Annotated in this window: 17 protein-coding genes; 1 reads left to right on the top strand and 16 read right to left on the bottom strand. The window is 37.6% G+C overall.

Going from position 1 to position 16440, the window contains the following annotated elements; genetic code table 11:
* Positions 1 to 23: 23 nt before the first annotated feature.
* The 11 genes from DK861_RS06735 to argF all read right to left on the bottom strand — a co-directional run bounded on the left by DK861_RS06735 (position 24) and on the right by argF (position 9658).
* A complete protein-coding gene (locus DK861_RS06735) occupies positions 24 to 1205 on the bottom strand; it encodes an MFS transporter (RefSeq protein ID WP_109399647.1) in 1182 nt (393 codons plus the stop codon).
* Between the two features lie 2 nt (positions 1206 to 1207).
* Positions 1208 to 1771: an alpha/beta hydrolase gene (locus DK861_RS06730; RefSeq protein WP_109399646.1), complete on the bottom strand. Its 564-nt coding sequence runs from the start codon at positions 1769 to 1771 to the stop codon at positions 1208 to 1210.
* Between the two features lie 5 nt (positions 1772 to 1776).
* Positions 1777 to 2562, bottom strand: coding sequence for an arylamine N-acetyltransferase (locus DK861_RS06725; protein ID WP_109399645.1), 786 nt, complete (start codon positions 2560 to 2562; stop codon positions 1777 to 1779).
* A 436-nt stretch (positions 2563 to 2998) separates the two neighbouring features.
* Entirely contained in the window at positions 2999 to 3208 is a 210-nt protein-coding gene (locus tag DK861_RS06720; protein WP_109399644.1) for a hypothetical protein, read from the bottom strand.
* Positions 3209 to 3234: 26 nt separating this feature from the next.
* On the bottom strand, positions 3235 to 3699 hold the full coding sequence (gene nrdG / locus DK861_RS06715) for an anaerobic ribonucleoside-triphosphate reductase-activating protein (protein ID WP_109399643.1): 465 nt from the start codon (positions 3697 to 3699) through the stop codon (positions 3235 to 3237).
* 4 nt (positions 3700 to 3703) lie between these two features.
* Positions 3704 to 5842: an anaerobic ribonucleoside-triphosphate reductase gene (nrdD, locus tag DK861_RS06710; protein ID WP_072064538.1), complete on the bottom strand. Its 2139-nt coding sequence runs from the start codon at positions 5840 to 5842 to the stop codon at positions 3704 to 3706.
* Positions 5843 to 6186: 344 nt separating this feature from the next.
* The gene (locus DK861_RS06700) at positions 6187 to 6573 is read right to left on the bottom strand and encodes a RidA family protein (protein ID WP_006535650.1); all 387 of its coding nucleotides are present in this window, start codon (positions 6571 to 6573) and stop codon (positions 6187 to 6189) included.
* Between the two features lie 324 nt (positions 6574 to 6897).
* The gene (gene pyrI / locus DK861_RS06695; protein WP_006535648.1) at positions 6898 to 7356 is read right to left on the bottom strand and encodes an aspartate carbamoyltransferase regulatory subunit; all 459 of its coding nucleotides are present in this window, start codon (positions 7354 to 7356) and stop codon (positions 6898 to 6900) included.
* Between the two features lie 13 nt (positions 7357 to 7369).
* Positions 7370 to 8305, bottom strand: a complete 936-nt coding sequence (gene pyrB / locus DK861_RS06690) for an aspartate carbamoyltransferase (protein WP_109399642.1) — start codon at positions 8303 to 8305, stop codon at positions 7370 to 7372.
* A complete protein-coding gene (locus DK861_RS18170; protein ID WP_162556766.1) occupies positions 8305 to 8475 on the bottom strand; it encodes a hypothetical protein in 171 nt (56 codons plus the stop codon). The genes pyrB and DK861_RS18170 overlap by 1 nt, the downstream gene beginning before the upstream one ends.
* A gap of 178 nt (positions 8476 to 8653) precedes the next feature.
* Positions 8654 to 9658 (bottom strand): ornithine carbamoyltransferase, encoded by a 1005-nt coding sequence (argF, locus tag DK861_RS06685; RefSeq protein WP_109399641.1) that lies wholly within the window; start codon positions 9656 to 9658, stop codon positions 8654 to 8656.
* 184 nt (positions 9659 to 9842) lie between these two features.
* On the opposite strand from argF, the gene rraB reads away from it, so the two are divergent.
* Positions 9843 to 10277, top strand: a complete 435-nt coding sequence (gene rraB, locus DK861_RS06680; RefSeq protein WP_109399640.1) for a ribonuclease E inhibitor RraB — start codon at positions 9843 to 9845, stop codon at positions 10275 to 10277.
* 110 nt (positions 10278 to 10387) lie between these two features.
* Here rraB and DK861_RS06675 read toward each other — a convergent pair whose 3' ends face one another.
* From DK861_RS06675 to DK861_RS06655, 5 genes are all read right to left on the bottom strand, one after another.
* Positions 10388 to 11257 (bottom strand): pirin family protein, encoded by an 870-nt coding sequence (locus DK861_RS06675; protein WP_109399639.1) that lies wholly within the window; start codon positions 11255 to 11257, stop codon positions 10388 to 10390.
* A 353-nt stretch (positions 11258 to 11610) separates the two neighbouring features.
* Positions 11611 to 11778, bottom strand: coding sequence for a YhfL family protein (locus DK861_RS06670; protein ID WP_006535641.1), 168 nt, complete (start codon positions 11776 to 11778; stop codon positions 11611 to 11613).
* Positions 11779 to 12198: 420 nt separating this feature from the next.
* Positions 12199 to 12708: a GNAT family N-acetyltransferase gene (locus DK861_RS06665; RefSeq protein ID WP_109399713.1), complete on the bottom strand. Its 510-nt coding sequence runs from the start codon at positions 12706 to 12708 to the stop codon at positions 12199 to 12201.
* A 374-nt stretch (positions 12709 to 13082) separates the two neighbouring features.
* Positions 13083 to 15971, bottom strand: a complete 2889-nt coding sequence (locus tag DK861_RS06660) for a valine--tRNA ligase (protein ID WP_109399638.1) — start codon at positions 15969 to 15971, stop codon at positions 13083 to 13085.
* Positions 15972 to 15984: 13 nt separating this feature from the next.
* Positions 15985 to 16434, bottom strand: coding sequence for a DNA polymerase III subunit chi (locus tag DK861_RS06655; protein WP_006535638.1), 450 nt, complete (start codon positions 16432 to 16434; stop codon positions 15985 to 15987).
* Positions 16435 to 16440 lie beyond the last annotated feature (6 nt).

Here is a 16440-nt window from a genome sequence, read left to right as displayed (position 1 = left end):
AATTCCTTTTAAATATTAATTTCCTACTTATTTTCCCTGCGAATAAAACTCATAAAAATGGCACCTATAAGTGCGAAAATAGAAGAAATTATTAATGTATATTCCCATTGGGCCTCATCTAATAGTTTTCCATAAAAGACAGCAGATAGCGCACTACCCAGATAAAAGGCAAGCTGTCGTATACTTGTAGATAAAAGCATTCTCTTCTTGGCAAAACCTGTAATTGCAAGAGTATCCAATAATGGCATTAGGCAATAGTTGAGAAATAGCCTAATAAAATAGAGTGAGGTGAAAATGATTAACGGTATATTATATGAGGCTAGATAGAGGCATAACGCAGTTAGTATACCCACAATAATAATAGTTGGCTTTAGGGGGAAGTTTTTAACTAAAAGTGGGGCACATAATGCACCAATGATGCTAACAATTTTATCTCCTCCCATTATTAAGGCTATTTCACTGACATTTATGGAGTAAGCTAGGCTAATCACAATATTTATAAATCGAAAAATGAGAGTAATAGAGGCTCCTAGAAGTAGTGATGCAATGAATAGAGCGACGAAATTCTTCCACTCCATATTGTTATCCCAAGTAAATTTTCTAATATCTCGTTCAGGTTCTGAGATACCTTGGATAGATTTCGCACGAAAATAAATCATTAAAAGAGAAACTATAAAAGATGCAATGAGAAGCCCTTGGTAATTGGTTAAGGCTGTTGCGGGAGAATAATAGGTTACTAAACTGGTTACTACTGAACCTATCATTGCTGCCCATAAGTAAGAAACAAAGAAATAACTGAATAATGTTGTTCTATATTCAACCTTAATGTTGGAACCAATCAAAGAATTTCCCAAAGATAAGAGAGCTATCATGCCAGAAAGGATAAATCCTAATGCGATAGCACTACTCCATACGGATGTCAGTATTGGTAGTAAAATAAATGGGATTGCATAAACAAATGAAAAAAGAAGGAGTAACTTTTTTTGAGACATTCGTCTACTCAAATAGATCAGAGGAATTACGGCACAAGTCATCATTACCATTGCTATTGCATATATGTAACCTGTCGTAGTCTTGTCTACACCACGAGTTTCAAGATAAAAATTATATATAGCATCGAATATCCCATTACTTAATCCCATCAAAAATGTTGCGATAAGAAAGTGAAGCACAATAGGATTGAAATGTTTAATCTTTCTAAACATTGTTATACCTTTTTTCTTGTATGTAATAATGGGATCCTCGTGAATTCTTCAAATAATTTTTCACCTTCTATCCATTCGCCATATCCAGATGCGCTATGAATATGTCCAGCCCCTTGAACGCAATATGTTTTACTTCCCCACAATTCAGCGAGTGCACGTGCACGAGTTTTACTGAGGTATTTATCATTATCGCTATATATCAGTAATGATCGTACACCTAATGGTGTTGATGGTAGTGGTCGTTGCTGATGAATTGGAGAGATTGCTGATTTAGCATCTACATCGGCTGGTGCTACAAGGATAATGGCTTTTATTTTGTTACATCTGTTAGACGATGCCCACTGCGCAATAGTGACTGCACCACAACTATGACCAAGAAGTATAATATCTCCATCGGTTTTATTAATAATTTCGTTAAGTTTTTCAATCCACTCAGAACGGGAGGGATTATTCCAATCATTTTGTTGTACACGAGTGACATTGGTATATTTTTTTTCCATATAGGATTGCCAATGATCTGCACCAGAATTTGTATATCCAGGAACGATGAGATAAGTTGCTTTCATTTAATTTATTCCTCTCGTATTTGTTGAAAGGGAATTTCAATGCCAAAATTTTCTAATAACAAATCCGATAGTTCTCGTTTATTCGCAATTTGAAAAGATGAAGATAGATATCCTCTAACTTCAGTAAAAACATTATTTCGGATACTTATTCTTCCATTTTCTTTTGGTAAACTAGCAACTATATTGGTATTAAGAAGACTTTCTGAGGAATTAATTGTGTAAAAATGAGCCATACTTATATCGGGTTCTAGTGCCTCTATATCGTGAAAGGCATATATATTTTCCCAAATTGCATCATGTTGACTATTTTCCTTTATTGAAACAATCCACCCAAATTCAGAATGCCAATTAACTTTTGAAGAAAGAAAAGAATGCTCATGTACATAACCATCTATCAACATCAGTGGTGAGCGAGGTCCTTTTGCACCATATCCAATATCAAATATCCATTTGGTTTCATCAATTGTTACAATAAAGAGTAGATGTGTTGTAGGTGTTATTAATGGAGTTAAAAGCCTTGCTAACCTAACACTATACGAGTAGCCAATGTGCTCAAAGAATGATTTAATTAAAATAGAAAAATCAAAACAAATGCCACCTCTTTTATTAAATATTATTCTATTTGCAATATTTTGATAAGAAAGAAGTTTAAAAGTGCTTTTTTTCATTTCAATATTTTCAAACGGAATAGAATAAAAATGTGCATGATGAAATTTAGATAGAAATTTATAATTTGCAACTAATGGAAGATCTATATTTAATCGCTTTAGATAATGATGTATGTATTTCATATTTATTGATCTCTAATTTAATTTCTATCTGGAATTATAGAAAAGATAAATAATGCAATCATAATTTTAAATATTTAATTAAAATATGGGTTGTTAAAAACATATTACATAAAAAAATCCTGATCAATATTTTTTTTACTAAATTGAATCTTTTATTAATAGATGCGGTTATTTTAATTTCTTTGTATTTTAATTATATTTAAATATATTGATTTAATAATAATTATTTTATTTTTTATTTTGATATTTTTAATGATTTTTATTTTAAATATATTTAATTAAATTTATAGTTGAAATGAAAAATGAGAATATTTAAATAATTATTGATTATATTAAAAGGCCTGATCCCAGTTGAATATCGGAATCAGGCCTTACAAGTTACTTAATAAAAGTGTCCAATTTCAAGGATCCACTTCAAAAAATGGGCTTTTAGGTGTTACTCAAATGATGAAAGATTTTTTTCTATCTCTGCATCTATTTCAGTGTGTTGAAGATGTTTAACACCGAGTTTCTTTTTCAATTCGGTACCTAGCTTTACGAGTTGTGCTCGATTGGCTTTAGACTGTTTTTTATCCCATTTCTTTAAATGGTAGTTCAGTTCATGTTCTTCAGAAAAGTTTACATATTTATTATCACTTAAAGGCATACATCCTCCAGTTAATTCAATGTGTATTATTTCAACTTATGGATCACCTGATTACTACTACCACGCCACAGTAATGCGGGATCATAAAGTTCTTGTATGAATTTTCCATCAATCAGTACGTTAATATAGTTAACGACTTCTTGCTGCTCTGGGGTTAAGTCTGCTAGCAAATAGCCAGTCCAAACCCAAATATCTTTTTCAGGGCATTGCGTTTTAACACGTTTTACCAATTTTAATATAGCAGAAAGATTTTGAGGGTGTAGGGGATCGCCACCTGAAAGTGATAATCCTTGTCGTTTGATTCGATTGTCTTGAAGATCGGCAATAATCTGATCTTCCATCTCTTGTGTAAATGGCTTGCCTGACGTTAATGACCACGTTGATTTGTTATAACAGCCTCGGCATTGGTGTATGCACCCTGAAACAAACAGGGTGCAACGAGTACCTGGACCATTGACAACATCAACAGGGTAATATTGATGGTAATTCACACTATTAACCTAACTGACCATTTGCTAGATGTTTCACACGACGTTTAACTTCTTCTTGCTTACCCGCATTAAATGGACGTGAATCTGGGCTACCTAAATATCCACATACACGGCGAATAACAGACACTCTCGCTGGATTGTGATTACCACAACGTGGGCAAGTAAACCCTTTGCTAGTGCAAGAGAATTCACCGGTATAACCACAATCGTAACATTCATCAATTGGGGTATTTGTGCCGTAATAAGGAACTCGGGTATAGCTGTAATCCCACACATCTTCTAATGCTTTAAGGTTATGTTGTAAGTTGGGATATTCGCCATAGCAAATGAAACCGCCATTGGCTAATGGTGGATAAGGTGCTTCAAAATCTAGTTTGTCGTATGGATTTACTTTCTTTTCAACATCTAAGTGGAAGCTATTGGTGTAATAACCTTTATCTGTAACACCAGGAATAATGCCAAACTCAGCTGCATCTAAACGACAGAAGCGATCACATAAGTTTTCACTTGGTGTGCTGTAAAGGCTAAAACCATAACCTGTTTCAGCTTTCCACTGATCTGTTGCTTCGCGTAGACGATTGATAATCGCCACCGCTTTTTCTCTTAAGATCTCGTCATCAAAAACGTGAGTTTGAGTACCAAACAGTGCATTAATGGTTTCATGGACACCGATATAACCTAATGAGATTGATGCTCTGCCATGTTTAAAGATTTCAGCTACATTATCATCTGCTTTTAAGCGAACACCACAAGCACCTTCCATATAAAGGATTGGGGCAACACGGGCTTTGACATTTTCTAAACGAGCAATACGTGTCATCAGTGCTTTTTTCGCTAATTCGAGGCGAGAGTCAAGTAGTGACCAAAACGTGGCTTCATCACCTTGAGCTTCAATAGCGATACGCGGTAAGTTCAGGCTGATAACGCCTAGGTTATTACGACCTTCGTGGATCATCTCACCATTTTCTTCGTAAACACCTAAGAAGCTACGGCAACCCATCGGCGTTTTAAATGAACCCGTTACTTTAACCACTTGATCGTAATTTAAGATATCGGGATACATGCGTTTACTTGCACATTCAAGAGCAAGTTGTTTGATATCGTAATTAGGATCACCAAATTTATGGTTTAAGCCATCTTTAATGGCAAAAACGAGTTTAGGGAAAACCGCCGTTTTACGGTTTTTGCCTAAACCAGCCATACGATTTTCAAGAATAGAACGTTGAATTAAACGTGCTTCTTTTGATGTGCCAAGGCCAAAACCAAAAGTGACAAATGGTGTTTGTCCATTAGCGGTATGTAGTGTATTAACTTCATACTCTAAAGATTGGAATGCGTCGTAACACTCTTTTTCAGTGCGCGCATTGGCATAGGCTTCTTTATCAGCAATTTGCCATTCTTGCGCGACTTTATAGTGTTTGTCATAACTTGATTTTACAAACGGCGCTAATACTTCATCGATACGATTTATCGTTGTACCACCATAAATATGGCTTGCCACTTGTGCGATAATTTGTGCAGTTACTGCTGTTGCTGTTGAAATAGATTTAGGGGGTTCTATTTCCGCATTTCCCATTTTAAAACCATTGTTTAACATGCCGTTAAGGTCAATTAGCATACAGTTAAACATAGGGAAAAACGGTGAATAATCGAGATCATGATAATGAATTTCACCACGCTCATGAGCGAGTACCACATCTCTTGGCAGGATATGTAATTTTGCGTAATGTTTAGCCACAATACCCGCAAGTAAATCACGTTGGGTAGGGATAACCTTACTGTCTTTATTCGCATTTTCATGAAGAATAGAGACATCACTTTGTTCGATAAGACCTCGGATTTCCTGAGTTAATCTTCCTCGTTGCTCACGGGCAACATCTCGGTCATGACGGTATTCAATATAGGCTCTGGCAACATCTTTATGTTTGCCAGCCATCAGCTGATTTTCTACGGCGTCTTGGATCTCACGGATATCGACATTCGAACGTCCTGCGAGAGATTGTGAAACAGATTGAGCGACAGATACGCAATAATCATCATCAGTGATCTCACAAGCTACGGCGGCTCTTTTGATAGCATCGCTGATGCGGGTTTGGTCAAAAGAGACTTTACATCCGTCTCGTTTTATCACTATGGTTTTCACAATCTTACTCCTTAACTATTTATCCACAGGCTCAAATCCCATAAAAGCAGGTGATGGCACAGCATTCAGGCTCATTGTGGATAAGATGTGTATAATTACTATATGTTGTAGGTCTGTATGTATTAAAGCACAATATATAGTTATTGGCAGGAAAATAATCTTCATTAAAACTGATCTACATCAAGGTATTTTTGCTACATCAGGCATCAAGAGGGATTGGCAGAATTGTAAATATGCGCCAAAAACAGAAGTGATAAATTATTCATCAAAAAGTGAGAACATAAAAAAAGCAAAGTGCTCATAAAGAGACCTTTGCTTTTTTATGGCTTGCTATTGAGACGAAATTAACGGATAGCGATAACTTCAATTTCTACTTTTGCATCTTTTGGTAAACGTGCAACTTCAACACAAGAGCGAGCAGGGAATGCAGCGTTATGCTCTTTGAAGAATGCTTCATAAGCAGCGTTGATTGTACCAAAATCATTTAAATCTTTTACGAAAACAGTTGTTTTGATGATATTAGCAACAGTTAAACCTGCTTTTTCGATGATTGCTTTTACGTTTTCTAAAGATTGACGAGCTTGTTCTGCTGCATTATCAGAAACAAACTCACCGGTCGCAGGATCAACAGGTAATTGACCTGAAGTGATCACTAAATTACCTAAGTCAACGCCTTGTACATAAGGGCCAATTGCTGCAGGGGCTTTATCGGTATTAATTTCGTAAGACATGTAGAACTCCTGTTTTTATAAGATTAAGGCTAACGCTTGATTAGCACGGCGCTATTATAGCCAGTGCTGTAAGTTAGCAATATGACAGATATCAGGCTTTATCATAAAGTCTGTAAGTATAAAAAGAAAATGAACATAGAGTTGAATTACGGTTTAGCGCTAGTTTTAGCCCATAAAAATGCTAAAGCTATAGTAATATTTTTTATAAAAAAGAGGAAATAGACTATTTCCATTTTTACTAAAAATAGTCTTGAGGCTTTTAAGAGATAATTATTCTTTTTTTATAAAAAACTATCTGCCCTTACGAGCAGATAGTTAAAAGAATTAACGAATAACCGCGTGGCGTTCGAATTCTTTTTCACAGTACTTGCAGGTTAATACAACATCTGAGGCCAGTTTTTTGACTCGGAAACTACTTTGTACTGGCTCGTTATGGCTGATACAGTTGCTATTAGGACAAGGCACCACATCTTCAAGTAGTTCTGGCAAGCTTAATGCCATCTTATTAACGACTTGATAATCATCGATAATATTGACCGTTGCTTGAGGTGCATACATGGCTAAACGGTTTGCTTGCTCAGAGGTTAAAAAGACATTTTCGATTTTAATTAAGTCTTTCTTACCTAAATTTTCTGAAGGTAAATTAAAACCTACTGTTATTCTTTCGTCCGTTTCTGTTAAGCGAAACAGTGAAAGAATTTTAAAGCCCACCTGCGCTGGAATATGATCAATAACAGTCCCACGTTTGATAGCTTCAACTTTTAGTTTGTGATCATGTGTCATGGTGTGCTCCTTATTAAAGAACTAAGTTTTTATTTAGAACTAAGGCAAGTAATGCCTGACGTGCGTAGATACCGTTGCCTGCTTGTTGGAAATAATAAGCGTAAGGTGTTTTATCGACATCTGTCGTGATTTCATCAATACGTGGCAGTGGATGTAGGATCTTGAGGTTGTCTTTAACATTCACTAAATCTGCGCTAGTTAAAACAAATTGTGCTTTTACATTCGCGTATTCAGAAGGGTCTAAACGCTCTTTCTGTACGCGTGTCATGTAGAGAATATCCAGCTCTGACATCACTTCATCTAAGGTTTCATGCTGGCTATATTCAACGCCATTTTCTTCCAGTAAGTGAAGAATATGCTCTGGCATCGCAAGTACTTTAGGGGCGATAAAATAGAGATGATTACCTTTAAATTTCGCTAATGCTTGTGCCAGAGAATGCACAGTTCGACCATATTTTAAGTCACCGACCATCGCGATATTGAGATTATCTAAACGGCCTTGTGTTTCTTGAATGGTAAACAAATCCAGTAAAGTCTGTGTTGGATGTTGGTTTGCCCCATCACCTGCATTGAGTACCGGAATATCGCCAGCAAACTCAGAAGCTAATCGCGCTGCGCCTTCTTGAGGATGGCGAATCACAATGGCGTCAGCATAAGTGCGAAGAACTGAGATGGTATCTGCCAATGTTTCACCTTTTTTACCCAGTGACGTGTTGCTTCCATCTGAAAAACCAACAACTGATGCGCCGAGGCGCTGGATAGCTGTCTCAAATGATAAGCGAGTGCGTGTTGATGCTTCAAAAAAGCAGCTCGCAATCACTTTGTTTTTCAACAATTCGTTATTAGGTTGCTGTTTTAGTTTGTTAGCAACGTGAAGAACAGACTCCAAATCTTCCCTGTCCAGATCATTGATGGAGATAATATGCTTTTGGTAGAGCGGATTAGTCATTAGAGTTCTCCTTTAGCGATGAATTGTGCGATGAGTGGTTTTTTATAGGCCAAAAAAAACCCCTCAATAAGAGGGGTTTTAAAAAATTGAATTATTGGAAAAAAGAGAATGCGCTTGCGACCAGTTAAGGTGCTTGTTTTTGTTACGAATTGGAATAGGCGCTGTTTCATCTTTCCTCCTGACAAATTGTGGCGCATTATACGCATCTTAGTGTTGCGCGCAAGCGTTTGCTTTTGCTTTTTACAAAAAAAATTTTTTTAATTTAAAAATCAATAAGCTTGAGGTAAAACGAAGAAAACACCTATTTTTTCATCAATAAAAAATAGGTGTTTTGCATGATTATGTATTTTAGAACGGATTGGCAAGGGTCGCTACCATCACGGCTTTTATGGTGTGAAGACGATTTTCTGCTTCATCAAACACAATGCAGTGTTTTGATTCAAAAACCTCATCAGTGACTTCAAAGCCACCATATAAATTAAACTCTTTAGCTAATGTTTTACCCATTGTGGTTTCTTCATCATGAAAAGCGGGTAAACAGTGAAGGAATTTAACGTCTGGATTGCCTGTTAATTTAATTACATCCATATTAACCTGATAAGGCTTCAGTAACGCAATACGCTCTTTCCAAACTTCTTTTGGTTCACCCATAGAGACCCATACATCGGTGTAAAGAAAATCAGCATTTTCGACACCTTCAGCCACATTTTCAGTGAGTGTGATTTTTCCACCATTTTTCTTGGCAATGTCTTGGCATTGAGCCACTAAACTTGCTTCAGGCCAACATGCTTTAGGTGCAACTAAACGTAAATCCATACCGGTTAATGCTGCCGCTTCTAGCATGGTATTTCCCATATTATTACGAGCGTCACCAAGGTAAGCAAAGACTGTTTCTGATAATGGTTTAGTTTGGTGTTCAGTGATAGTTAATAAATCTGCTAATAACTGTGTTGGGTGAAATTCATTGGTTAAACCATTCCAAACAGGTACACTTGCATAGTGTGCAAGTGCATCTACCGTTTTTTGTCCGTAACCCCTGTACTGAATACCATCATACATACGCCCTAATACTCGAGCGGTATCTTTTATCGATTCTTTATGCCCAATTTGGCTTCCGCCGCCTAAATAAGTCACTCTTGCACCTTGATCAAATGCAGCAACTTCAAATGCACAACGGGTACGTGTTGAGTCTTTTTCAAAAATCAGTGCGATATTTTTTCCAGTAAGATATTGAGTTTCTTTGCCTGATTTTTTGGCTTTTTTCAATTGTGCTGACAATGCCAGCAATTGCTGAATTTCTGCAGGTGAAAAATCAAGTAAACGTAAGAATGATTTTTGATAAAAAGGGTTCATAGAGTGATATCCTGTCATTGAATTTATATTCAATTTATATCAATAAATATTCATCATCAACCCCTAAAGGAAAACTTTTAATTTAAACAGTATGCGATAAGGGCATCATATTAAGTATGGAGTGTTGATCCTGCCTGTGGGAGAATGAACAAGATACCTTTTCAGACTATTGCGGAGCATGATTATGGCGGACAGCAAAGAGTTAGCAGAACAACGTGAAGAAACACGTCTTATTATTGAAGAATTACTGGAAGATGGCAGTGATCCTGATGCACTGTATGCCATTGAGCACCATATTTCTTGTGAAAATTTTGAAACACTAGAAAAAGCAGCTGTTGAAGTTTTTAAATTAGGTTACGAAGTGACAGAGCCTGAGGAAATCGAAGTCGAATCAGGTGAGATCTTATTTTGCTTTGATGCTGTGAGTGAAAGTGGTTTGAATGCTGAACTTATTGATGCTCAAGTTGAGCAATTAATGAATTTAGCTGAAAAAATGGGTGTCTATTACGATGGTTGGGGGACTTATTTTGAAGATCCTGACGCAGAGTATGATGATGAAGATAGTGACGACGAAGACGGCGAAGAAGAAGAGTCTGATAAGTCATCACGCTTACATTAATTTTTGCTAAATGTTGTCCCTTTGTACCTGATTTATCAGTGCAAAATAATAGTACCAGCCACAAAATCGTTACTTTGTGACTGGTACTATTGGTTTTAAGGGGAGAGCTATTAATCCATCACACCAAATTTGCCATTGTCATAATCATCAAAAGCCTGTTGTAACTCTTCTGGCGTGTTCATTACAAAAGGCCCTTGTCCTGCAATAGGCTCATTAATGGGCTCACCAGTTAGAATTAAAACAATGGTGTCACCCATTGATTCTAATGTCAGTGTATCGCCATGATTATCTAACATCACCATATCGTGTTGACGTGCAATTTCACTGTCATTGATATGTACAGCACCTCTCACCACAAACAGCATTGCATTATGGCCTTCAGGAATACTGTGATGTGAAACACCCGCGCGATTTAAACGCAGATCCCACACATTTAGCGGTGAGTAGGTCATTGCCACACCTTGTGTATTGGCATAATCACCCGCAATCACTCTGACATAGCCTTGGCTATTAGGTAATTCAACATGAGGGATATCCTCTGCTTTCAGCGCCTGATAACGAGGCTCTGTCATTTTGTATGCTGTCGGCAGGTTTACCCAAAGTTGCACCATTTCTAATACGCCACCCTCTTTGGTCATTTTTTCAGAGTGATATTCTTTATGCAAAATACCAGAAGCAGCGGTCATCCATTGCACATCACCTGCGGTAATAGTTCCTGCATGACCTTTAGAGTCATGATGAGAAACCTCACCTTGATAAGCGATTGTCACAGTTTCAAACCCACGATGAGGATGCGCGCCTACACCACGGGCATTGGTAACAGGTTTAAACAGTGTTGGTTCAGCATAATCCATCAGCAGAAACGGGCTATGTTTCTCACCATTCTCCTGATAGGAAAATAAGGTGCTGACTGGAAAGCCATTGCCTACCCAGTGTGAATTTGGCGCCGAATAAATATGATTAATCTGTCTGATAGTCATGATTGTTCTCCAAGTTTAGGAAAGAAACCGCAATAACCAAGACACAGAAGGAGGTAATACAGATTATTGCGATTTCTTAATGAAGCTGATCATAAAGTGTTCGCGATATGAACAAAATAGGGGGATTTTGTTGATGGTGTTCAAAAAAAATGAATAACTTGAGTGGATAAAAATAAAAGATCTGTAATAAAGAAAATAGAAACAATAAATAGGTTATATTTGAATAATTGAGTGAGGATATTTTAATTGAATAAATTTAATTATTGTTTTTTCTATTTAATAGAAAAAACTACATTCTTTCTTAGCAACAATAAGCCAGAATGTAGTTTATTAATACGATTGTTTCTTAAACTTTATTTATTTGTGTCGCCACAACCACCAATAATTTTAGAAACAGAAACGGCTGGGTGCAGTAAGTAGTCATAGTTACAGTCTTTTTCTTTATTGTATACGCTACCAGTACAACCAGTCATTACAGTAATGACAGAAGCAATAAGTGCAATTTTAACAAAGTTTTTCATCAAAAATTCCTTTTAAATTTTAGAGTTATAAAAGCTAATACATGACTTTATCTGTATAAAGATATTAAATTAGCTATAAATAGCAATATAAAAAAATCTTTTTTTTAAAATATAAAACAAGATAAATAATATTTTATTTAAGAGGGGGGATCTAATTATCTAGAGTGAAATGGAAAATAATTTAAACTTGTGAGTTTTAATAATATTTAAGATAAAAAATTCATTAATAATTTTTTAATGATATTTAATTAAGAAACTAATTATGAAAACAAACATAGAAATATACTGTGTTTATACCATTTTGATGAATAGAATTTGTGCTAATAGATGCTATTGGGGCTAATAAAAACCCGCATAAGAAATACGGGTAAAGTAGAGCTTATTTTATTTATGGTATGGCGTAGGGAACAGCAAGAACGCTTAAAGTGGCTTCACCATACGGATCTCACAATCACTATGTCCAGTGTTACCTAATGCTTCATCAATAAATTCGAATCCTAGCTTTTCGTATAAACCGACAGCCGCTTTTAAGATATCTGTGGTTTCTAAATAGCAACGGCTAAAGCCTTGCTCTTTACCAAATTCAAGAGATTGCAGAACGATTTTTTTCGCAATACCTTTGCCACGCAGCTTGGATGAAAGATACATTTTTTGTAATTCACAAGTATTGCCATCACCACCAGCAAGTGGTGCGACACCGCCACCGCCAACAACTTCTCCATCCATTTCTACCACCCAGTAAGCACTGCGCGGTTGATGATAAACTTCATAGAGAGTATCTAAAATCGGATCGGCAACCGCAAAGCCTTTATCAGCAGTTAAACCATGCTCCGCAGAGACTTCACGAATAACGCGTGCAATACCTGCGTTGTCTTTTTCTTCAATAGCTCGGATAACAATATTTGGGGTTATAGTTTGGATTGCAGTCATAGTTGCACTCATCGTTTCACTTATTAGTAGAATATTTTTTGATTATTTATTGAGAGAGCACCGGAAAGGAACTTCTTCATTGAAAGTAGCGCGGATGGCTACAAAAACTATCTTAATTGATTAAGCGTGTTTGTAAACCGTAAACCTTTTTTCTTTGCTTACTTACCCTCTTTATTGCTAGCGTTATATTTTAGTGAGTGATTAAATTTAAGAGAAAATAAGTAATAGAAAGACATATTAACGAGATTAGAACCGAGAATAATAAGAAATAAAGTGAAAAATGGTTTTATTTTTTGACTGAAAGAAACTAAGTAAAAACCCGCGATAAACGCGGGTTTTCATTATCAATCTCTGTGACTTTAAAGCGATAGTGCTTATAAAGAGGCGATAGAGATTTTCTGTGCAATTAGCTTTTCTTTTGCGCTTAGACATGTCGCTAAGCGTTCACGCTCTTTAGCAACAACTGCTTCTGGCGCGCGGCTAACAAAGCCATCGTTAGATAATTTGCTGTCTAAAGTTGTGATATCTTTCTCTACTTTTTCAATCTCTTTATCTAAACGTGCAAGCTCTGCATCTTTATCGATAAAGCCAGCCATTGGGATCAGCAATTCTGCACCGCTAACCAGTTTAGTCACTGATAATGGTGCTTCTTCACCTTCTGCTAATGGACGAATATCAGCTAAACGACCCATAGCTTTTAAGAAACCAATATTGTCACTAACACGGCGTTTAGCATTGTCATCAGCGCCACGTAAGATAACGTCAAGTGGTTTACCTGGTGCAATATTCATTTCAGCACGGATATTACGAACGGCAACAATCACTTCTTTGATCCACTCAAGATCGTTAAGTGCTTGTTCATCCACCAGCGAAGCATCGAACTCAGGGAAAGCTTGTAGCATGATGGTTTCACCTTCAATGCCTTTCACTTCCTTCACTCGTTGCCAGATGGTTTCTGTGATAAATGGAATGATTGGATGAGCAAGACGCAGTAAGCCTTCTAACACTTCAATCAGAGTATGACGAGCTGCGCGTTTTTGTGCATCATTGCCTTTGTGTACTGCAGGTTTTGATAACTCCAGATACCAGTCACAGAATTGGTTCCAAGTGAACTCATATAAAATACCGGCAGCGATATCGAAACGATAGTTGTCTAATGCTTCACGATAGGCTTTAACGGTATTGTTAAATTCAGCTAAGATCCAACGGTCAGCGAGTGAGAATGTCATTTCGCCACCTTGGTAACCACAATCTTGCTCTTCAGTATTCATCAGAACAAAGCGGCTCGCGTTCCACAGCTTGTTACAGAAGTTACGGTAACCAGATAGACGTTTCATATCCCAGTTAATATCGCGACCTGTTGACGCTAATGCGGCTAAGGTAAAGCGCAGGGCATCTGTACCGTGTGCTTCAATCCCTTCTGGGAACTCTTTGCGAGTACGTTTAGCAATTTTTTCAGCCATTTGTGGCTGCATCATATTACCAGTACGTTTTTCTAACAGGTTCTCTAATGAAATACCGTCGATCATATCCAGAGGATCTAGTACGTTACCTTTGGATTTTGACATCTTCTGGCCTTCTTCATCACGAATAAGACCTGTCATATAAACCGTATTAAATGGAACTTGCGGTTTACCGTCTTCGTCTTTGATAAAGTGCATGGTCATCATGATCATGCGAGCGATCCAGAAGAATATAATATCGAATCCACTGACTAAGACATTCGTTGGATGGAATGTTTTCAGTGCTTTAGTATTTTCAGGCCAGCCTAATGTTGAGAATGTCCATAGTGCAGATGAGAACCATGTATCCAATACGTCATCATCTTGGCGTAATGCCACATCAGCGGCGATATTGTTTTCACGACGAACTTCTTCTTCGTCACGGCCGACATAGACATTACCTTCATTGTCGTACCAAGCAGGGATACGGTGACCCCACCACAGTTGACGAGAAATACACCAATCTTGGATATCATTCATCCATGAGAAGTACATATTTTCGTACTGTTTTGGTACAAATTGGATATCGCCATTTTTAACGGCTTCAACTGCGGGTTTCGCTAAAGGTGCTGTGCGAACATACCATTGGTCTGTTAATAAAGGCTCGATAACCACGCCACCACGGTCGCCGTAAGGTACGGTTAAATCGTGAGGCTTGATCTCTTCTAGTAAACCTAGACGTTCAAATTCAGCGACAATTGCTTTGCGGGCAGCAAAGCGTTCCATACCTTGGTAGGCTGCTGGAATTTCAGTGCTGTAAATATCAGACTCAACACCATTAGTATCTAATACTTCTGCACTCACACGGATATTGCCGTCAAAATCCATGATATTAATCATTGGTAATTGATGACGACGTCCAACTTCATAGTCATTAAAGTCGTGAGCAGGGGTGATTTTTACGCAACCGGTACCTTTTTCCATATCCGCGTGTTCGTCCGCTAAAATAGGAATACGACGGTTAACAATTGGTAGAATAATTTCTTTACCAATTAAATCTTTATAGCGAGGATCTTCTGGGTTAACCGCAACACCAGTATCACCTAACATGGTTTCAGGACGTGTTGTTGCAACAATCAGGTAATCTTTACCTTCTGCTGTTTTTGCCCCATCCGCTAAAGGATAACGCAGATGCCACATAGATCCTTTAACTTCACGGTTTTCGACTTCAAGATCAGAAATCGCTGTGTGTAATTTAGGGTCCCAGTTAACAAGGCGTTTACCACGGTAGATAAGATCTTCTTTATGTAAACGCACAAAAGCTTCTTTAACCGCTTTAGATAAACCCTCGTCCATGGTGAAACGTTCACGTTCCCAATCAACCGAGTTACCTAAACGACGCATTTGGTTAGAGATGTTACCGCCTGATTCGGCTTTCCATTCCCAAATTTTGTCGATAAACGCATCACGACCATAGTCATGACGAGTTTTACCTTCTTCAGCGGCAATTTTACGCTCAACGACCATTTGAGTCGCGATACCCGCATGGTCAGTCCCTGACTGCCATAAGGTGTTTTTACCTTGCATGCGCTGATAACGGATCATGGTATCCATAATGGTCTGCTGGAAAGCATGACCCATATGTAGGCTACCTGTGACGTTTGGCGGTGGGATCACGATACAGAAGCTCTCTTTTGTTGTATCGCCATTGGCTTTGAAATAGCCGTTTTTTTCCCAATGCTGATACAGAGGTTGTTCAATCTCTGCGGGGTTATAAGTTGTGTCGAGCGATGGCTCTTTCGGTGCGGATTTATTTTCCATATTCTTTACGTATTCAATAGGTTGGCGGCGTAGCCATTGTCAAAGTAAAGCCGACGCTACGATAAATTTTATATCGTTCACGCGCCAACTGTTTTAATTGTTCATCGATAGGTACAAAGTCTATCACTTCATGGAAAGCTGTGGCAAAGTCTACGAATTGAGATTGCAAATTAATCAAGAGATCACGAGGTGCATTACCACGTTTTCCAGGCCAACATAATTCAACAGGAGCGCCATAACGAGGCCCTTCACCTGCTAGATTATGAGGAACAAACTGATGAGGTTCTCTTGCCCATAATGCCTCATCAAGCAATTCAGCTTGAGCCTGAGACTCACAAACCAACAAAATACGTTTGCCTAATCGCCAATGTTCAGCGGTAAGTTGACAGGCAAGCCACTCATGAGCCTGTAAATCATCGTGTATTGATGGGTGTTCCATTAAATAAAACGTGGCGTTTTTCATGATATC

Source organism: Proteus sp. TJ1640 (assembly GCF_003144445.1).
In the GTDB taxonomy this organism is placed as follows: domain Bacteria; phylum Pseudomonadota; class Gammaproteobacteria; order Enterobacterales; family Enterobacteriaceae; genus Proteus; species Proteus penneri.
The sequence above is the reverse complement of the archived record's forward strand: the minus strand, read 5'-3'. Positions and strand labels throughout refer to the sequence as shown.

What these genes read in the sequence shown, in the direction of transcription:
- DK861_RS06735 (WP_109399647.1), bottom strand. Translation starts at nt 1,205, where the DNA reads ATGTTTAGAAAGATTAAACATTTCAATCCTATTGTGCTTCACTTTCTT.
- DK861_RS06730 (WP_109399646.1), bottom strand. Translation starts at nt 1,771, where the DNA reads ATGAAAGCAACTTATCTCATCGTTCCTGGATATACAAATTCTGGTGCA.
- DK861_RS06725 (WP_109399645.1), bottom strand. Translation starts at nt 2,562, where the DNA reads ATGAAATACATACATCATTATCTAAAGCGATTAAATATAGATCTTCCA.
- DK861_RS06720 (WP_109399644.1), bottom strand. Translation starts at nt 3,208, where the DNA reads ATGCCTTTAAGTGATAATAAATATGTAAACTTTTCTGAAGAACATGAA.
- DK861_RS06700 (WP_006535650.1), bottom strand. Translation starts at nt 6,573, where the DNA reads ATGTCTTACGAAATTAATACCGATAAAGCCCCTGCAGCAATTGGCCCT.
- pyrI (WP_006535648.1), bottom strand. Translation starts at nt 7,356, where the DNA reads ATGACACATGATCACAAACTAAAAGTTGAAGCTATCAAACGTGGGACT.
- pyrB (WP_109399642.1), bottom strand. Translation starts at nt 8,305, where the DNA reads ATGACTAATCCGCTCTACCAAAAGCATATTATCTCCATCAATGATCTG.
- DK861_RS18170 (WP_162556766.1), bottom strand. Translation starts at nt 8,475, where the DNA reads ATGAAACAGCGCCTATTCCAATTCGTAACAAAAACAAGCACCTTAACT.
- argF (WP_109399641.1), bottom strand. Translation starts at nt 9,658, where the DNA reads ATGAACCCTTTTTATCAAAAATCATTCTTACGTTTACTTGATTTTTCA.
- rraB (WP_109399640.1), top strand. Translation starts at nt 9,843, where the DNA reads ATGGCGGACAGCAAAGAGTTAGCAGAACAACGTGAAGAAACACGTCTT.
- DK861_RS06675 (WP_109399639.1), bottom strand. Translation starts at nt 11,257, where the DNA reads ATGACTATCAGACAGATTAATCATATTTATTCGGCGCCAAATTCACAC.
- DK861_RS06670 (WP_006535641.1), bottom strand. Translation starts at nt 11,778, where the DNA reads ATGAAAAACTTTGTTAAAATTGCACTTATTGCTTCTGTCATTACTGTA.
- DK861_RS06665 (WP_109399713.1), bottom strand. Translation starts at nt 12,708, where the DNA reads ATGACTGCAATCCAAACTATAACCCCAAATATTGTTATCCGAGCTATT.
- DK861_RS06660 (WP_109399638.1), bottom strand. Translation starts at nt 15,971, where the DNA reads ATGGAAAATAAATCCGCACCGAAAGAGCCATCGCTCGACACAACTTAT.
- DK861_RS06655 (WP_006535638.1), bottom strand. Translation starts at nt 16,434, where the DNA reads ATGAAAAACGCCACGTTTTATTTAATGGAACACCCATCAATACACGAT.